This window comes from Desulfurococcaceae archaeon (assembly GCA_038845865.1).
Taxonomy (GTDB): domain Archaea; phylum Thermoproteota; class Thermoprotei_A; order Sulfolobales; family Desulfurococcaceae; genus UBA285.
In genome coordinates, this window is the sequence record JAWBQJ010000002.1 from 60478 (window position 1) to 78128 (window position 17651).

The following is a 17651-nucleotide window of genomic DNA, read 5'->3' on the forward strand; positions in this document are numbered from 1 at the left end:
TCGTGAGAGGCCCCGGTAGTGACGGGTTAAGTATCAAGCACCACTATCATTCACATAATATATACTTGCTCGCGGGATTACTTTTTGGTGGTTCCATGAAGGTTGCACTAGTCTATTACTCCAAAACGGGTAATACGGAGCTCGTGGTTCACGTGCTGAGAAAGGCCCTTGGTGAACGGGGTCTCCAAGTTGACGTGTACAGGGTTCGGCCGGTTGAAGAGTATTCTAGGCCCCTCCACGTCAACCTCAGGTTACTGTACGATACCATTATGCGTAAAGGTACAGATGTGCTTTACGAGCCGGAAAGGCCCAGACTGGAGGACTACGACGTGGTAATAGTTGCCTCCCCAGTATGGTACTTCACACTTGCCCCTCCCATCCAAGAGTTCTTGAAGGGGTGTGGGTCTAGGAGGCCCTTGATCGTAGTAACTACGAGCGTGTTAGGGGTTAGCCCCGAGAGAATTGGGGAGGTTGTCCGCGAACTATACGGTTTTAAGCCATTAATGTCTCTGAACATAAGGATACCGGTACTTCGTGATGCCGAGAAATTAAAAGAGCACGTTAACTACGTTGTCGAGTTACTCATCGAAATGAAAGGTAAACCTGTAAATTAACCGGTAATGGGGCGTATTCCCACGCCTTGACGTGGAAAGGGGTTGCTGTTTTATATGCATTGTCTCCAAAGAAACTAGGTGGGAGTGAAGCGTGCATGTAGTGTTTGTTTCTAGGATGCCGCCAGTAGCTTGCGGCATAGCTGAGTACTCTAGTATGCTTTTAACCGAGCTGGTAAAGCTACCGGGATTAAGTGTTATTGCGTTAGGCGGAGATATGATTGAATATCCATTAGGGTACACGTATAAGGATGTCTACTCGGGTATAAGTGTGAAAAACTGCTTTAAGGGAGGAGATCTCTCTTACGTGGATAATTGCCTCGAAAACCAGGATCGCCTAGACGTCGTCCATATACAGCACGAACTGGGTATTTTCCCCGATGCCATTGCACTTGCATCGTTCATGAAAAACGTAAAATCGCGCGGTGTAAAACTAGTGCTAACAATGCACACGGTAATCCACGCGCTGGGTGGCGAGAACTTAGTAGGTATTCAAAGACTCCTAACCGGTAATAGTGATGCCGTAGTGGTTCACAGCGTAATTCAAGAGCAAGAATTGCTGAGGCAGGGTACCCCGCCTGAAAAGATCTACATGATACCGCACGGTACGCTAATAAACCCTTACTTAAAGGAGCCTAGATCGAGGCTACTGGAAGAGCTACCGCTACCTCGGGATGTTGAAAACAAAAAGTTGGTATCGGTAATAGGCTTCGTTAGAAGCCGTGACAAGGACTACATTCAGGTGATCAAAGCTGTCGACACTCTCGCGCAGAGGTACGACGTTAAACTAGTAGTCGCGGGCATGCCTAGAAGAAAAGACGCGGGAGACGTGCTTCTCGAGGAAAAAATAGAGCAGGTAGCGAGGAAAGGCGGTAATGTTTACTTTTTAGAGGGTTTTCTCGACAGAGCACTTCTACTTAAACTATTAGCAGTTTCAGACATCGTCACCATACCTATCGTAGAGCAGCGCAGTTACCCGATCAGCGTGAGCGGCGTGTTCCACCTAGCAATCGGTAGCCGGAAACCGGTAATCTGTACCAGGGCACACAAGCTCGTTGAGTGCAACTTACTCGCACCAGAACTAACGTTGCGCGTGTTCACAGTGGAATACCTCGTGAAGAAGCTCGAGGAAGTCCTGGAGGAGTCCGAGGGGGTTAAGCGGGCTATTAACAGGTTGTGGAACTATGCTCTTGAAACGCGCTGGGACGTCATTGCGCGGAAACACTACGAGCTTTATAGAGAGCTGGTGCCTGAGCGTTAGTAGAGTCTACCCCTATCGAGGGCGCTCATGAGCTCCGAGAAATCCACTAACCCAAACCCGATCATGTAGTCCGCAGCCCCATAGGAGATCACGACGTTACCATCTACGATCTGTGCACCTGCGGGAAACACCGTAAAAGGCCTGTCACCGTAGAGTTCGTAGGGTGTTCTAGGCTCCATTATGTAAAATGGCGTAACGGCATTTACGACAACGCCGTCACCGGCGTAAGTCAGTTCTACCCCGAGGACTCTATACGCGCCTATATCCCTGTCAACTCCGTGCACCAGTAAGACTGCTCTACTACTGCTTATGGTGATGGGCACTGCCCATCCAAGCTTCGATTCGAAGCTCGCTGGGGGCATTACCTCGATAGTGTTCTCAGAGACTGCCTTGCATGGCGTGCTCTCACATTTACTCGGTAGAACCACCTCGCTCACCGCTAGGTGGTAGGTGTTAGTCACTAACCTCGGGCGGTGGAACAGTAGTAACCTTCCAGCGAGCCTCGCCATGAATGCGTCTTTATCGTGGACAACCCACTTCCTCTCTTCATCCTTTAATACGTGCACGTACTGCTTAGACCAATATCTATGGTTGTTTTCGGGAGTCGCTGTTATTGGTAAAACGCTTTCAGGTGCGGCGGGCTTCTGGAAGTAGTTTACATTTCTGCCAGCGTACGTCATGTATATCTTGCCGTTCAGAGCGTAGACGCGCGGATCCTCGCAACCCCATATATCGTACCTAGTTGAGGGGTATACTGCTAGTTCCGACGAGTAATAGTTTATGCTTATGGTCCCCTCAAGTATGTCACTTAGCGGTACTTCCATTCTGGTAATCGCCGATACGTAAAGGTAGTAGCCTACGATGATCCTCGCATAGATTTCCGCGATGTCGCCACTTTTCACTATGAACGAGGGGTTAAAGATTGCCACCGGGTTAGCTATGGGGTGATTATTTATGAACACTTTAATGGGAGGAAGCGTTCCAAGCCTCTTGACCATGTCTTTGGTCTCAAACTTCCTAATTTCAACGACTTCACGGTAACCTATAGCTTTATGCCACAACTCCAAGTATAGCACCCTACATTCTACTTGTCTCATTTACAGGTTTTAGGGAATAGAGCGAGAGGGTTTACGTGTTGGTAATGCAGTAGCGTCGACGGGTAAGCCCGGTCCAGGTCGCGCATCTATGCGTACCTCGCAAATTCACCGGCATACTGGAATAGCACTGGTATACCCCCTGTGTGCAGAAACATGACTGTTCCCCTAATCTCACCTTTTTCGGCAAGGTCGATGAGCCCATACATGGCTTTAGCCGTATACACCGGGTCCAGTATTAGCCCTTCAAGCAAGCCTACGGTTTTAATGGTTTCCACGACCTCTTTCGTTATTACACCATAACCACCAAATGTGTAGTCTTCGTACACCACTACGTCATCGTCGCGTACCTTGATGTCTACGCCCAGTAACCTTGCAGTTGAAGCCGTTAGCTCTAGGATGCGTTCATGCATGGTTTTAGCACTACGGCCTACTGATATGCCTAATACTCTAACGTCTTCGGCGCCTGCCAGCCTCAAGCCGAGCACCAACCCAGCCTGGGTAGCCGTCGTCCCTGACGCGTGCACTATGTAGTGCGGTTTAATTCCATGCATGTAGGCCTGCTCCAGTATCTCGAAGGCAGCGAGGACATAACCCAACATACCGTACTCGTTAGCACCACCTGCCGGTATGACGTAGGGCCTCTTACCTCGTGCTTTCAGGTCGTTCACCAGCCTCTCTGTAAGTTCCTGGACACCGCTTTGAGACTCCGCATAGAACACGTTTCCCCCGAATACGCTGTTCAGCAGTATATTGCCCTGTAATGCGGGTTCAACGTAGGGTAAGTGCTTGTAGAGGACTGCGTATGCACCTAAACCGGCTTTCCTAGCAGCAGCCATCGTTAACCTTACGTGGTTCGAGTGTAGCGCGCCGGTTGTCACCACGGTATCGTATCCCTGCGAGAGCACGTGCCCAATTATGAATTCGAGCTTCCTGGCTTTATTGCCGCCTAGAGCGAGCTCCATAACGTCGTCTCTTTTAATCCAGAGGTCTATACCTAGTTTTTCGCCGAGTCTAGAGGCCCTTTCAAGCGGGGTGGGTAATGTTATTAGTCTAAATCGCGGAAAAGCCAGCACTCTCCATAGCATGTTCCCAGCCACTTGGAGTAGGGAGCCCGAGAGGCAATTATAACTTTTACGCTTTAATGCTACGACTTTGTACCCCGCTACGACTTTAGTGCTAGGAGCCGTTCACGGTAAGTGTTAATATTTAGAGTGGCTGCTCTTATTTTACCACATCGAGATCGTTTTGAAACCCTCTCTTACGGCCCTCTTCAACTGGTACTTGAAGTAGATGACCCCCAGTACTAGGAAAACCAATACGTACAATGTCCCCGCCAAGATAGTAACCTTCAGTTCGAGGACCGGTTCTACGCCGAGCATCGAGTACCTCACAAGTTCGGCCGGGTAGCTGAAGGGGGTTAATAGAGCAAATAGCTGTAGTGGTTCTGGCATTAGTCTAAGCGGGAGTAACCCCCCCGTCGCTATTGGCAGTATGAAGCTGATTACCTCCACTACGGACCCTGTAACGCCTGAGGATATCATTGTCCCACCTAAAATGAGGGCGTAGGCTATTAGACAGGTTAGCAATAGCGTGAACCCGTAAAGGAATATTAGAGGGTCGACGATCCTTATGCTCGGCGGGGACCACAATAGGGACAGCACTAAGTAGTTCACTGAAAGGGCTATTCCGAGCCACATAAAGGAGACTGGTAATATGCCGACGTAGTGCGGCGTAAAGCCACTGCCACTAGCGATGTAGTATTCTATCCTCCCATCGTTTATCATCCAGCGGAGTTCGGCCGCCCAGTCCCACGAAGCCGTACCGTAAAACATGAACAGTATTATGCCGACAAAGATCCTCGCCGCTACTTCGTCTGCGTTAACGTCGTCCCCGGCGAACAGTGCTATGGGCATCGTGAACACTGTGATCCAGAGTGCCATCCCTACTAATCCGTATATGAACCCTCTAGACCTTGCAAACTCGGACAAGAAGTAAGCCTTAAACACCGCGTACGCCCTTCTAAGAAGTCTTGACACCCTCTTTCACCTTCTTATGTTCCCATGCCTTAAGAGTGAACTGACCTAGGGGGGTGTACGTGAACGCGAGGATGAATGCTATTACGAACAGGGTGAACAGGTTACCCTGCATACCAGTTAGTAACCTCTGTACAACTTCAACTACGTGGGATGAGGGTATGAGTGAGCTGATGATGTAGCCTACAAGAGGCATATATGTTCTCGGGTAGTACACGCCGAGAAGCACCATCATTAGGGGTCTAACGATATTTAGTGCTCTCCAAGACTCTCCTACTCTGTGAACCGTCGTGGTTACAACTATGGCGAAGGGTATCATAACTAAGCAACCCACGACTAGCACGGCCACGACTACTAAGCCCAGGACAAGGCCGCTAAGCCCGTAATAGACGGTGTAGACGGGTACTATGCTCGTAAACCCCATGAAAGCCAGTAAGGTTAACCTCGGTATTGGTATTGCAGAGTACAGCTTAAGCCTGCTAATCGGTGAGGCTAGTATGTACGTGATCGTACCTATGTAAGTGTCAAAGAGGGGCCTCCAGAGCAGTTCATCTATACTCACTAGGATGGACATTAACATGAAACTAGCTGTAATCATGTACACAACGGGGTCCACACCCACTCTCTCAACGAACATTCTGGGAGAGCCCGCCGCGTACCCCACAAAAAGCGTGAATGCGGTGAAGATGTAAGGATATAGGACTAGCGTTACGAGAGCGGTCTTTCTCCTGAATACCTCGCTGTACACCAGCTTGTACTCAGCCTTGAGGACATCAACATAGCTCATGTAAAGCCCTCACTAAAGTAAATGAACACATCCTCCAGCGTCGGCTCCTCCATCTTAATTGATACTATTTCGAACCCACGCTTAATGTACTTCTTGAGTATCTCGTCTAGCACCTCTTCGGGCTTCTTTAAATGCAATTTAATGCTGTAAAGCCCGTTTTCTTCTACCTTAACCTCGTACTTAGCGTCTATGTCCTTCAAGGGCGCATACACGTCACCCGTTTCGCTCTTCAGGATCAAGTTGACGACTTTTAACTTAGGTATCCTTTCTTTTAACTCCGCTGGTGTGCCTTCTGCGACAATCACCCCTCTGTTGATCAGCAGTATTACGTCGCAGACGATTTCAGCTTCGAACATGTTGTGAGTGGTGTAGAGTATTGCCTTGCCCCCATGGTGTGCAAGTTCTTTTACGAGTTCTCTAATTTTACGCGCACTAGGCGGATCTAAGCCCAGCGTTGGTTCATCCAGTAGGAGTATTGGCGCATCACTTAGTAACGCCCTAGCAAGGCTCAACCTAGCCTTCATTCCCAAACTAAACTCCTCGTAGAGCTTATAGTCTCCTCCAAGCCTATCCAGTTCTAGGAGTTTAATCAAGTAGTTTATTCTCTCCTTAGCTTTCCCCCCGCTCATACCGTAGAGCGTGGCGAAGTACTCTAAGTTCTCGCGGCCTGTTAGTTTACCGTAAAAGCCCCTTTCGACCGTGAGCATAAGTCCAATGTTTTTCCTAACCTTATCTGCTTCTTTTACAACGTCGTAGCCAGCTACGCGTGCTTCACCGCTATCTGGTAGTAGAAGTGTTGCCAAGATCTTGATCGTGGTGGTCTTGCCTGCACCGTTAGGTCCGAGTAATCCCACGACTTCGCCGTACCCAGCTTTGAAGCTTACACCACGAAGTGCTTCCACGACTTCAACGGCGGACTTGAAGAGACCTAGCCTTTTCTTCGTCCTGTACTTCTTAACCAGGTTTACTGCTTCAACGGCATAGTCCACCGCTCAAGCACCAGATCGAGCCCAGCTATCCTCTACCGAGGGAATAATCTCTCCGGTAGTAATAATACTTTCAAATCACTAAGCACTTAGTATCACCGTACACTAGCCTAGTGTTGCTCCCGCCCCTCTACAGTAATCCCCCGTTGAGTGTCCTCTCATTGACGCAAACTTGGATCATTGATCTACGCTGTGACCTGATCGCTACCCCTAACTTACCACAAATGGCTATTCTATATTCATTACCTCTTATCTTTATTCCCATAATAGCAGTCTCTACTGATGGCAAACAGAAGTTAGAACCAGGTTTTCCAGCTCCTGCGTTTAGCAGTAATTTCCTTATGACTCGCTCACCCTTAAAGCACGCATATTTTAAACACGTTGTAAGTAAGTGCAAGTAGTACCGGGTTGAGCCATGAAGTACGCTTACTACTTGCTACTGGTATTCGCGTTCGTGGCGGCGCTCTACGTACTGTACGGTCTTCTCCCGGAGGATTACAGGGCATACATGGAGATCAAGGCTGTCCAGGCTGCGATTGCCCTCGTTGTTGGAGTGCTGTTTATCGAGTACCTGGCTAGGATGATAATGCGGTATGCCAGGAAGATCGGTGCCGAAGCGCTGTTGGTTAGGAACGTTATACTAGTGCTTGGCTATATAGTCTTAGGCGTGGTCGTACTGGTGCTCGTAGGCGTTGGTGGCGAACCGCTAATCGCGAGCGCGACCTTTTCGGGCCTCGTAGTTGGCCTCGGCATGCAACCGATCCTCGCGAACTTCTTCGCGGGCCTGATTATACTGGGAACGGGCTTCCTTAAACCCGGTAAGAGGGTTAGAATAGCAAGTACAGCCATACCGGTGACAACCATTAGCTTCCCAGCGTATAAGTCGTTCAGCAGGGATACGTTCATACCCACTGTTAAGGGGACCGTAGTGGAGGTCGGCTTAATGTACACGAAAATACTCCTAGAAACAGGCGAGCTGATAAAGGTCTCAAACTCCATGCTCTTCAGCAGTACGGTTGTCTTCGAAGAGGATGAGCTACTTGAACTCCCACGTATACAGGTCAGATACGAGTTCCCAGTAGACTACGATCCGGGACTAGTACTAGAAAACGTTAAAAAAGCATTATCAAACCTGGCTGACAACGTAGAAGTGTACATTGAAGAGCAGAGCGACAAGAACTACTACATAGTCCTCGTAGTGGCCCAAACGCCACCAGGCCTTAAGATAAGGGAGTTTAGGAGCCAGATATTAGCCAGGCTAATAGCCGTTCAAAGAGGACTGAAAAGCGGGGTGAACGCCAACGGGTGAAGGCCTTTAACGGCTACTCTGCATTTATAAGCACACCACACAGTATACGGTAAAGTGACATTTGCAGTCGGTGTCGTGAATGGGTGATCTAAGCAAGCGCTGGCACTCCATGAACATAGAGGAAGTAATAAATACCCTTGGCGTAGACCCCTCCCGCGGCCTCGAAATAGGTGATGTCGAAGAGAGAATAAAGAAATACGGATTAAACGAGATTACCGCTAAGAGGAAAACCCCACTGACAATACTTGCTAGGCAGTTCGCTAATTTCCTCATTGGAATGCTATTAGTGGCGACAGCCATTTCAGCCGCTCTGGGCGAGGTCGCAGACGCCATAGCGATATTCGTCATCATAATGATTATGGGTGGGTTCGGTTTCCTTCAAGAATACAGGGCGGAGAAGGTCCTTGAAGCATTGAAAAGACTAGCCACACCACGATGTCGGGTACTCAGAGGTGGCGTCGAAGTTGAAATAGAGGCCTCCAAGCTCGTGCCCGGCGACATAGTGTTACTAAGGGAGGGAGATCGTGTGCCAGCGGACCTAAGACTGATCGAGGCCGAGAACCTCGAGGTAGACGAGTCGCCTCTTACCGGAGAGAGCACCCCCGTGGAGAAAGACCCTGACACCGTACTCGACCACGACACGCCCGTTAGCGAGAGAAAAAACATGGCATTTCTCGGCACGTACGTGGTGAAGGGCAGGGGAAAGGGTATCGTAGTCGCAACAGGCATGAACACTGTGCTAGGAGGAATCGCTAAGGCCGTGGCGGAGATTAAAGAGGAGAAAACTCCTCTTGAAGTAGAACTCGATTATCTCGGAAAGAGGATAGGCGCGATCGTGCTCGCCATAGCAACGCTGGTTTTTGCCATATCCCTCGCGGAGGGCTACGCCGGAATAGTAGAGTCGATGATGATTGCAGTGGCCTTGGCGGTTGCAGCCGTGCCGGAGGGACTGCCCGCGATAGCCACAGCAGTACTCGCTATCGGAGCCTATAGGATGGCGAAGAAAAATGCGCTCGTGAAGAGGCTCGCAGCCGTGGAGGCACTCGGCTCAGTAGACATCATCTGCGCAGACAAGACGGGAACCTTGACCAAGGGCGAGATGACAGTCAAAGTCATACACGCCCTTGGAGCAGAGTGCAACGTGGATGGTTCCGGGTACGTGCCTCGAGGTAGAATTACCTGCAAGGGCACGGAAGATCTCTCACTTCTCTACGAGGCGGTAGCAGCCCACACGGTACCGGATGCCAAGCTCGTAAAAGACAAGGGCCACTGGACCATTAAGGGATCCCCCACGGAAGGGGCGGCACTCGTACTTGCCTACAAAGCTCTCGGTGAAAGGGGCGTTGAAGAGGCTATAAAGAAGCTAGAGCTCGTGAGGGTATACCCGTTTGATCGGTTTAGGAAGCGTAAGAGCACAGTGCATAGATACGGCAATCGTTTTCTCGTGTTGGTTACCGGTGCGCCCGAAATAGTGCTCGAGCTGTCCGTCAAGGCATGGTCTCCCGGTGGCGAGGTCGAGCTGACAGGTGAACTTAGGGATAGGCTCAAGAACGACATTGAAAAACTAGCTGCACAGGGCTACAGGACACTCGGCGTTGCCTACAAGTTACTAAATCATTACGATGCTGACCAAAGCGTGGAAAGCGTTGAAAAAGATCTCGTCTTTTACGCAGTGCTCGGGATCATCGATTCCCCGCGGGAGGGGGTCAGGGAAGCCGTGGAGACAGCCAGGAGGGCCGGGATCAGGACTATCATGGTAACAGGTGATCATAAGCTCACGGCCATCGCCGTGGCGAGGATGATCGGCCTAGACGTGAACGAGGGGTCGGTGCTTGAAGGCAGGGACCTTGACACCCTGAGCGATGAAGAACTCTTAAAAATCGTGGACAAGGTCGCGGTTTACGCTCGCGTCACACCAGAGCACAAAGCTAGAATAGTGAAGCTCTTAAAAGCAAAAGGCTATAGGGTGGCTATGACGGGAGACGGTGTAAACGATGCACCTGCACTAAAAGAAGCGCACGTCGGCATAGCGATGGGTATCCGCGGAACGGATGCCGCGAGAGAGGCGTCTCAGCTGGTATTGATGGACGACAACTACGTCACAATAGTTGAAGCCGTGAGGGAAGGCAGAATTATTTTCGAGAACCTGAAAAAACCAATAAACTACCTGCTATCCTGTAACATGGGTGAGGTGGCTACAGTATTCGGCTCGCAACTACTAATGATGCCACCACCGCTTGAACCGGTACACTTACTGTGGATAAACGTCGTAACAGATGCGCTTCCAGCGGCCGCGCTAGGCGTCGAGCCCCCCGAACCAGGGATCATGGATAGACCTCCACGTAGAGCGGGAGAGAGGTTTATAACTAGGAGGAAGCTGATGTTTTACACTATCATGGGTACTGTGATCGCGTTCGTAACCCTCTGGATATACTTGCTATACTATAGGGTTTCCTTGGTGCTTGCAAGAACAGCTGCTTTCACGGCTATAGTCCTCTCGGAGTTCGGTCGAGGACTGGCCTCTCGAAGCGAAAACACCCCGTTCTGGAAACTACCGATCAATAAGTGGCTTATACTGGCGCTCTTCACATCCTTGGCCCTGCAACTAGTAACCCTATACACACCCCTCTCTGTAGTATTTCACACGACTCCACTAGGTCTCGATACGTGGGCGGTGCTGGTGATCTCACCACTACTGGTATTGCTAGTTGACGAGGCCAGGAAGGTTCTAGGTATAAGCATATAGGTCAGATCGGTGGGAGGACTATCACTTCCTCAACTCGACGTGCACTCATCACCTAAGTAATAATTTGGGAGAGGGGGTTAAAACTTGTAATGGTTACCAGTTCTACGGTATAGTACTTTATTTACCCTTCTCCGAGTAGAGTTTATGAGGGGTGTCGCCTATTGTCGAGTGTTCAGCACGCGTACGAAATAAAAACACCGCAGATTACCTTAAAAATAACAGTAAAGGAGGTTGACAGGCTTCACATACACGAAGAGATAATACCCGGTATATTGTACTGGCTCGTCGAGAAGATCAAGCAAGACAATGCTTTCAAAGACCCCATAATCGTCGATGAAAAAACACTAGTCGTTCTCGACGGCATGCACAGGGTAGCGGCAGTTAAAGAACTGGGCTTCAAGTACATACCCGTGTGCCTAGTAGACTATGACAATCCAAGCATAGGCCTTTACTCGTGGAGCCGGATAATTAAGATCAGAAGTAAAGAAGCCTATAAGGACTTAGGCGAGGCGAGAAGGGTGGTGCTTGACGTTCTGAGTAAGCTAGGACACAGGCTCGTTAGCGTTCCTGGCCTAGATGCAGGTTCCGAGATGCTTGCAAAGAGGGAACTCGTGGGCTTACTGGTGCTGGGTAAGTCGTTAATGGGAGTGAAGTCCGGTACCAGGAGCATCAAGTTAATATACGATAGCATTAAGCGAATTGAAGAGGCTTTAACGCATAGAGGGTTCGAGATAGGTTACTATACCGAGAAAGATTCGCTGGGGCTCGTCGAGAAAGGCGAGGCCGCTGCTACCCTCATACCTCCAACAATAACTAAAAGCGAGGTTAGAGCAGTGGCGTTGCGCGGTGAGGTGTTTATACACAAGGCAACCAGACACGTCATACCAGCGCGCCCGCTGGGCATTAATATCCCGCTAGACTGGCTCACGGGCTCTTACAGCTTAAGTGAAGTTGAAAAAATGCTTGTGGAGCACTTGTCAAGAAGGAGAATTAAGAAACTCCCACCGGGAACTATTCTTGACAGGCGCTACGAAGAAGAACTCTATGTTTTCGAGTAACCGGCATGATAGCCAACCCGCATGTGGTGTTTTCAACTTTGAGAATGAAGGCCGCTTATGCCACAGCTGCGACAATAAGCTCAATTGGCTGGGGCCTGTATTTTGCCTTCGCAACTAGGTACATTGCCGTGGAGCTCGGAGGAGGGCCCACGGCGACGGTTGCTTTCGTAGGGTTTGGCTGGGTCTTCACCCTACTGGGGATATTTGCCGGAAAGATAGCGAGCATCCTAGGGGAGAGGAGTACGATTTTGATCGGATTGCTTCAAGCACTACCAATTACTGCCGGCCTCTATGTCAAGGACCCACTACTACTTGCATTCTTGCTGTCAACGGTTAACTTTCCATGGGTCATACATTGGTCCATAGTGTTGAAAGTAGTGTTCTCTAGGGCTAGCGAGAAACCGGGACGCGAGTACAGCGAAGTGACCATCGGAACAGGCGTGGGCTTCGCGGCCGGTTCCGTGGCCTCGGGTCTCATTTACGCTAATTGGGGTGCTAGTGGTGTATTTTTGCTTGATGCCGCGCTTCTACTCGTACCCCCGCTGGTGTATTATTTATCGTACCCTGAGATCCCGCGCGCAGACCTCGGCAGTGGAGGGTCTAGCGTTCATAGCGTTATCGAGAAAATACTCCCAGCGTTGATCTCGCTGATGCTGGTCGTTTTCGGTAGAGAGCTACTATACTCTCTCGCACCGGTGAAGCTTAACGTTAGCATAGAGAGGGTTTTGCCGGCCCTATCCGAGTGGGCGAAGTATGCGGTCTACGGTTTGGTGTTCTCGGGAGGAGCAATCATATCTCCGCTGGTGAGGCTTCTAGCCGGGTACCTGGTGGATTCCCGTGGCCCCGTTAAGGTCTACGCGTACACTACTCTAGGCTACGCGTTACTTTACTGGTTGTTCATGAAGACAAGCGGTCTAATACCCATTGTACTCTGGCAAATGCCCCTATTCCCCTTCCTCGACACGGCGTTTAACGTATATATTGCCAAGAAGCTAGAACGGGAGGAACTGGTAACGGGTTTCGGGGCATCTTACACGTTCACCGCCATCGGGGGGGCATCCATAATACCACTATTACTCATGGGGGAGGTGAACGTCGACTATGCAGGATCACTGGTTACGGCCGCGTGTATAACATCGATCATACTGATGGTCAAAAACGGTAGTAGAAGGTCGTAGCCTGCGTCTTAGAGGCCCTTTCAGTAAGCTTTACGTAGTTTAGTATGATGTCTCTGTAGATCCTCACACCGAAGAACAGCTCTTCGAGGCTTATCGCTTCAAACTCGCCATGGGACAGCTCTGACTTGCCGGGACCGTAGGCTACGATGTTTCCGCCTGACAGCGGGTGTAGAAGGTTCATATCACTTGTCCCAAGCTTGTAGGTGAGCCGGGGTTTTACGCCCTGCATCAGCAGAGACCTCATAGTTGCTCTGACGATCGGCGCGTTAGGTGAAACCTTAACAGGTGGTGCCGAATCTATTATCTTTACGGTACACCCCAGCCTGTTTACAGCCTTGACCAGCTCTTCGAGCACGCTATTGGCACGGCCGTTAACGGAGACCCTCACATCAATAAGCATCCTACCTTCACTGGGGTACACGCTCTGCGCTGTACTACTGCCGCACGATAAGTACAAGAGAGTTGCTGAGTTCCCGTGCGCACTGAAACTGCTACAAGTAGACCTTATAGTGCTCCATAAGCATATGAGCTTTTCACACGCAGACATCTCAAAGCTCGGAGAAGACGCGTGACCTCTTCTAGAACTACACGTAATTTCAACCTTCAAGCTACCCCTGTAACCGATAACAACGAAACGCGTGTTACTTGGCTCCGCTACCACTACTCCATTCGCGCTGAACCCGCTACGTACTAGCTCTCGCGCTCCTCTACTGTCCCCCTCCTCTCCAACGGCCGCAATTGCGTATATTCTCCATTTCGAGGGATCCACCACGCCCTTGGCCATAGCTACTCCTACAAACATTGCTGCAAGGGGCCCTTTGGCGTCGACGGCTCCCCGCCCGGTAACAATACCTCTGTCGACACTGACCGGTAGCTCACCATCGACTGTGTCTATGTGCCCCACGAATGCTACTGTCTCATCTCCAGATCCGTAGTGCGCTATGAGATTACCCACTCTATCTACGTGCACGTCCTCGTAGCCCAGGGACCACGCGTACTTTTCTAAAACCTCTACTGCAGGCTTTTCGCGGTTAGTAGGGCTATAGGTTTTCAAAAGTTCTATTAGCAGTAGCCTAGCCGTATCCTCCAAGGCACTTACCAATAGTTGCCACCGCGTAATTTACATCTTCCCGGGTCACTAAGTAGGGTGGTAGCAGTCTGACGACAGTGATGCCCGCCTTTAGCGCCAATAACCCCCTTTCCTGAAGGCACTTCAATACGCTGGTAGGTTCCACTCTCAGCTCCACGCCGATCATTAGTCCATGCCCGCGCACATCCCTAACGACCTTTAGGTCTTTTAACGTGCTTCTAAGCTCTTCGAGTAGCCACTTCCCCTTCTCACGGGCCTGTAGATGAACGGATTCTTCCAAGAGCACCTCCACCGATGCCTTCACGGATGCGCAAGCCAATGGGTTACCTCCATAAGTTGAACCATGTGCTCCTGTACCGAGTTTTGCTACAAAGTCTCCCGGTAGGAAAACCACACTAACGGGAAACCCCCCTCCGATAGCCTTACCTGCTACCAGTATGTCTGGCACAATGCCGTACTGCTCGAAGAGCCATACACTCCCCGTCCTACCGAAACCCGTTTGCACCTCGTCAACTATTAAGAGAGCTCCCGTAGCCTCTGTTCTCTCCCGAAGAGCCTTTATGAAATCGCGCGAAGCTACGTTAACACCACCTTCACCTTGAATAAGCTCAATTATGACTCCGGCGACTTCATCCGTTATGCCCCTTTCAACGCCTTCAACGTCGTTAAATCGCAGTTGATAGACATCTGACAGCAAAGGTTCCGCTCCTTTCCTGTACTTTGGATTAGATGTCACGGATAGGGACCCCACCGTCCTGCCGTGAAAGGACCCGGTAAAGTAGACTAGCTTCTTCCTGCCCGTGATCCTCCTAGACGCGGTTAGCGCAAAATCCACAGCTTCACTCCCGCTGTTCAGCAGGTACACGTACTCATACGTGCTTGGCACCACCTTTGAGAGCACACTCAGCATCTCCTCTCTAATTCTAGTGTTAAAAGATGTTGAAACAGCCATGGCCTTGCCGAGCTGCTCTATTAGTGCTTCAACTACGTGGGGGTGCTTGTGGCCGAGAAACGCCACCCCGTGACCAGTATGCATGTCTAGGTACCTATTTCCTGCTAAGTCCCACACGTACTGCCCTTCCGCGCGTTCTATCCAAATGCCACGGTCCTCGTAAAACCTAAGGTACTTTAGCACCACTCTAAGCCCCTCCACGACGCGGGTTATTTCTTGAGTAAGTTCTTCACGTATTCGACTAGTCTCACGTGCACTTTACACCCCGTAGCGATCACCGTGTTCTTAAACTCGGGTATCGAGTTAACCTCGTTCACCACGTAGCCTCTATGCTTATCTTCGAACACATCTATGCCCGCGAACTCCACGCCTAAGACCCTGGCAGTCTTCAGCGCTATGTCTTCGAGCTCGTGATCGACCCTTGCCGGCTCGGCCCTACCGCCTCTCGCAGTATTCGTTATCCAGTGCTCGCTCACTCTATAAATTGCCGTTACGACCTCGTCCCCTATTGTGAATACCCTTATGTCCCTGCCAGGCTTCTCTACGTATTCCTGGATCAGGTGTATTTTCATGTTCGGACTCTGGATGTAAGCTCTGTGTTCCAAGATCGTTCTAAGCTCTTCGTTGTCCCTGATAAGCGCTACCAGCCTACCCCAGCTACCGTCAATGGGCTTGATCACCAGGGGGTAATTCAGTAAACTCGTTAACTTGTAGCCCGCTTCCTCGCTGAAGACTACTGCTGATCGTGGGGTTTGGATGCCCGCCTTGGCTAGAAGTGAGAGGGTCCACACCTTGTTCAATGCCCTTGCGAGCGCTGCAGAGTTGTTAATAACCCGTAAACCCGCGGATTCGAGTACCAGCGTGGAGTTGAGGGCAACTGCGTGGCTGATCGCACGTTGAATCACCACTGTTTCACCAGGATTAAAGGGGTCTTTGAACTGGCTACCTCCACCTATAAGTAGAAACGAGGTATGTAGGTGAAAAGGCGTGATGGAAAGTCCCAATTCTCTCGCGGCATCTATGATCGCCTTCTCCTCCCATCTCATCACTTCGTAGGATACCACCAGCTCTTGCATTAGACATTAACCCTCTTACTCGCCCCAGTCCTCGCTAATACCCTCTGCGGGCTTCACCTTGACACCGTTCTCATCAATGACTACTTCAAGCACTACGCCGCAATCGTGTTCTATTACCTCGCCCGGTAAGGCATCTTCCGGTACTTCTACTTCACCTCCACAAATTGGACACTTCGTTTTCACCATGCTCTACACCACGGACGAGCAACCACGCTCTCATCTTGAAGGGGTGCAGGGAAAATATAGCTATATTTTTGTAGTATGTGCAGGTTCGTGTACTGCTCCACGTGCGAAACCGTACTTTGCAAGTTCATTAAAGTACGGATTTTGAACCAGTTATGGGAGAAAGTTTAATTAGCTCTGCTCAGTGCACCAATAGCACCCGGAGCTACCCGGTGAGCTTGTTTGAATGGAGTAGTTAGGGTGTGCATTGCAGGTGCATCCGGCTACACCGGCGGAGAATTACTGAGGCTACTCTCGAATCACCCACACATAGAAGTCTCCGCGGTGACGTCTAGGGAGTACGTTGGCAAGCCCGTTTACTTCGTGCACTTTAACTTGAGAGGCATATACAGGAACCTAAAGTTCAGCTCGCTGAACGTAGATGAATTCTCGGAGAAGTGCGATACTGTTTTCCTTTCGCTACCTCACGGCGTCTCCCTAAGCTACGTACCTAAGCTGGTGGAAATGGGGCTGATGGTCGTCGATCTCAGCAGCGACTTTAGGCTAAAAGACCCGGAAATGTACAGGGTATGGTACGGTTACGAACACCCATACCCGGACCTCCTCAAAAAAGCAGTGTACGGGCTACCGGAAATACACCGCGATGAGTTACGAAGCGCTAAGCTAATAGCAACACCTGGCTGTAATGCAACAGCTACCCTGCTATCGCTCCTACCTCTGGTTAAGGGAAGGATAGGACTGGAGAAGGTTATAGTTGATGTTAAGGCCGGAAGCAGCGAAGCCGGTTCAAGGCCTTCGCTCGCAGACCACCACCCAGAAAGAGAGGGTTGCATTAGGCCTTACGAAGCAGAAGGACACAGGCACGTGGCTGAAGTAGAACAGGAGTTAAGCTCACTTGCAGGTAAAAGGATCTTGGTCTCCATGATACCGCACGCGGTTGGAAGCGTGCGGGGCGTGCTGGCGTCCTCGCATACATGGATTGACGGCGAGTTAGAAGAGCTCGACGTATTAAGACTCTACGTGTCAACTTACAGGAACGAGCCATTTGTCAGGGTAGTATATAGCATGCCTCCGGGTTATCCGGATCCCAAGTACGTGGTTGGAAGCAACTACGCGGACGTTGGCTTTGCGTGGGAGAAGCGGGTAAGAAGGCTTACTGCGTTCGCAGCAATAGACAACTTGGTTAAAGGAGCGGCAGGCCAGGCTATTCAGGCATTTAACATTGCAGCAGGCTTCGAAGAGACCGCGGGACTGGAGGCAGTACCGTTAAAGCCCATTTAGTGA

Annotated in this window: 16 protein-coding genes; 7 read left to right on the top strand and 9 right to left on the bottom strand. The window is 50.4% G+C overall.

From position 1 onward, the window contains the following. Window positions 1-95 precede the first annotated feature (95 nt). Together QXU03_03380 and QXU03_03385 are read left to right on the top strand one after the other, a co-directional pair. On the top strand, window positions 96-614 hold the full coding sequence (locus tag QXU03_03380) for a hypothetical protein (protein ID MEM2170781.1): 519 nt from the start codon (window positions 96-98) through the stop codon (window positions 612-614). A 91-nt stretch (window positions 615-705) separates the two neighbouring features. Continuing rightward, window positions 706-1872 (top strand): glycosyltransferase, encoded by a 1167-nt coding sequence (locus QXU03_03385; protein MEM2170782.1) that lies wholly within the window; start codon window positions 706-708, stop codon window positions 1870-1872. Here QXU03_03385 and QXU03_03390 read toward each other — a convergent pair. From QXU03_03390 to QXU03_03410, 5 genes are all read right to left on the bottom strand, one after another. Then, window positions 1869-2939, bottom strand: a complete 1071-nt coding sequence (locus QXU03_03390) for a glycosidase (GenBank protein MEM2170783.1) — start codon at window positions 2937-2939, stop codon at window positions 1869-1871. The genes QXU03_03385 and QXU03_03390 overlap by 4 nt on opposite strands. A 116-nt stretch (window positions 2940-3055) precedes the next feature. Continuing rightward, the gene (locus QXU03_03395; protein MEM2170784.1) at window positions 3056-4066 is read right to left on the bottom strand and encodes a D-cysteine desulfhydrase family protein; all 1011 of its coding nucleotides are present in this window, start codon (window positions 4064-4066) and stop codon (window positions 3056-3058) included. 129 nt (window positions 4067-4195) lie between these two features. After that, window positions 4196-5005, bottom strand: a complete 810-nt coding sequence (locus QXU03_03400; protein MEM2170785.1) for an ABC transporter permease — start codon at window positions 5003-5005, stop codon at window positions 4196-4198. Then, window positions 4989-5789: an ABC transporter permease gene (locus QXU03_03405; GenBank protein ID MEM2170786.1), complete on the bottom strand. Its 801-nt coding sequence runs from the start codon at window positions 5787-5789 to the stop codon at window positions 4989-4991. Before QXU03_03405 ends, QXU03_03400 begins: the two co-directional genes overlap by 17 nt. Next, entirely contained in the window at window positions 5786-6778 is a 993-nt protein-coding gene (locus QXU03_03410; protein ID MEM2170787.1) for an ABC transporter ATP-binding protein, read from the bottom strand. The genes QXU03_03405 and QXU03_03410 overlap by 4 nt, the downstream gene beginning before the upstream one ends. Window positions 6779-7190: 412 nt before the next feature. Between QXU03_03410 and QXU03_03415 the strand changes: the two genes are divergently transcribed. The 4 genes from QXU03_03415 to QXU03_03430 all read left to right on the top strand — a co-directional run bounded on the left by QXU03_03415 (window position 7191) and on the right by QXU03_03430 (window position 13066). Further along, window positions 7191-8084, top strand: a complete 894-nt coding sequence (locus QXU03_03415; GenBank protein MEM2170788.1) for a mechanosensitive ion channel family protein — start codon at window positions 7191-7193, stop codon at window positions 8082-8084. A gap of 79 nt (window positions 8085-8163) precedes the next feature. Beyond that, entirely contained in the window at window positions 8164-10830 is a 2667-nt protein-coding gene (locus QXU03_03420; GenBank protein MEM2170789.1) for a cation-transporting P-type ATPase, read from the top strand. 161 nt (window positions 10831-10991) lie between these two features. Next, on the top strand, window positions 10992-11888 hold the full coding sequence (locus QXU03_03425; GenBank protein MEM2170790.1) for a ParB N-terminal domain-containing protein: 897 nt from the start codon (window positions 10992-10994) through the stop codon (window positions 11886-11888). 44 nt (window positions 11889-11932) lie between these two features. Continuing rightward, on the top strand, window positions 11933-13066 hold the full coding sequence (locus tag QXU03_03430) for an MFS transporter (GenBank protein MEM2170791.1): 1134 nt from the start codon (window positions 11933-11935) through the stop codon (window positions 13064-13066). Here the strand turns inward: QXU03_03430 and QXU03_03435 are convergent. From QXU03_03435 to lysW/argW, 4 genes are read right to left on the bottom strand one after another with little or no spacing between them, the layout of a single operon-like run. Further along, a complete protein-coding gene (locus QXU03_03435) occupies window positions 13041-14156 on the bottom strand; it encodes a M20/M25/M40 family metallo-hydrolase (GenBank protein MEM2170792.1) in 1116 nt (371 codons plus the stop codon). The two genes, QXU03_03430 and QXU03_03435, sit on opposite strands and share 26 nt — an antisense overlap. Further along, window positions 14140-15309 carry an aspartate aminotransferase family protein gene (locus QXU03_03440; GenBank protein ID MEM2170793.1) on the bottom strand — a complete coding sequence of 390 codons (1170 nt, stop codon included), beginning with the start codon at window positions 15307-15309 and terminating at the stop codon, window positions 14140-14142. Before QXU03_03440 ends, QXU03_03435 begins: the two co-directional genes overlap by 17 nt. An 8-nt stretch (window positions 15310-15317) precedes the next feature. Further along, entirely contained in the window at window positions 15318-16184 is an 867-nt protein-coding gene (gene lysX / locus QXU03_03445) for a lysine biosynthesis protein LysX (protein MEM2170794.1), read from the bottom strand. Between the two features lie 15 nt (window positions 16185-16199). Further along, window positions 16200-16370 carry an alpha-aminoadipate/glutamate carrier protein LysW/ArgW gene (lysW/argW, locus tag QXU03_03450; GenBank protein ID MEM2170795.1) on the bottom strand — a complete coding sequence of 57 codons (171 nt, stop codon included), beginning with the start codon at window positions 16368-16370 and terminating at the stop codon, window positions 16200-16202. A gap of 219 nt (window positions 16371-16589) precedes the next feature. Here lysW/argW and argC point away from each other — a divergent pair, with 219 nt between their 5' ends. Continuing rightward, entirely contained in the window at window positions 16590-17648 is a 1059-nt protein-coding gene (gene argC / locus QXU03_03455) for an N-acetyl-gamma-glutamyl-phosphate reductase (protein ID MEM2170796.1), read from the top strand. The last annotated feature ends 3 nt before the right edge of the window (window positions 17649-17651 follow it).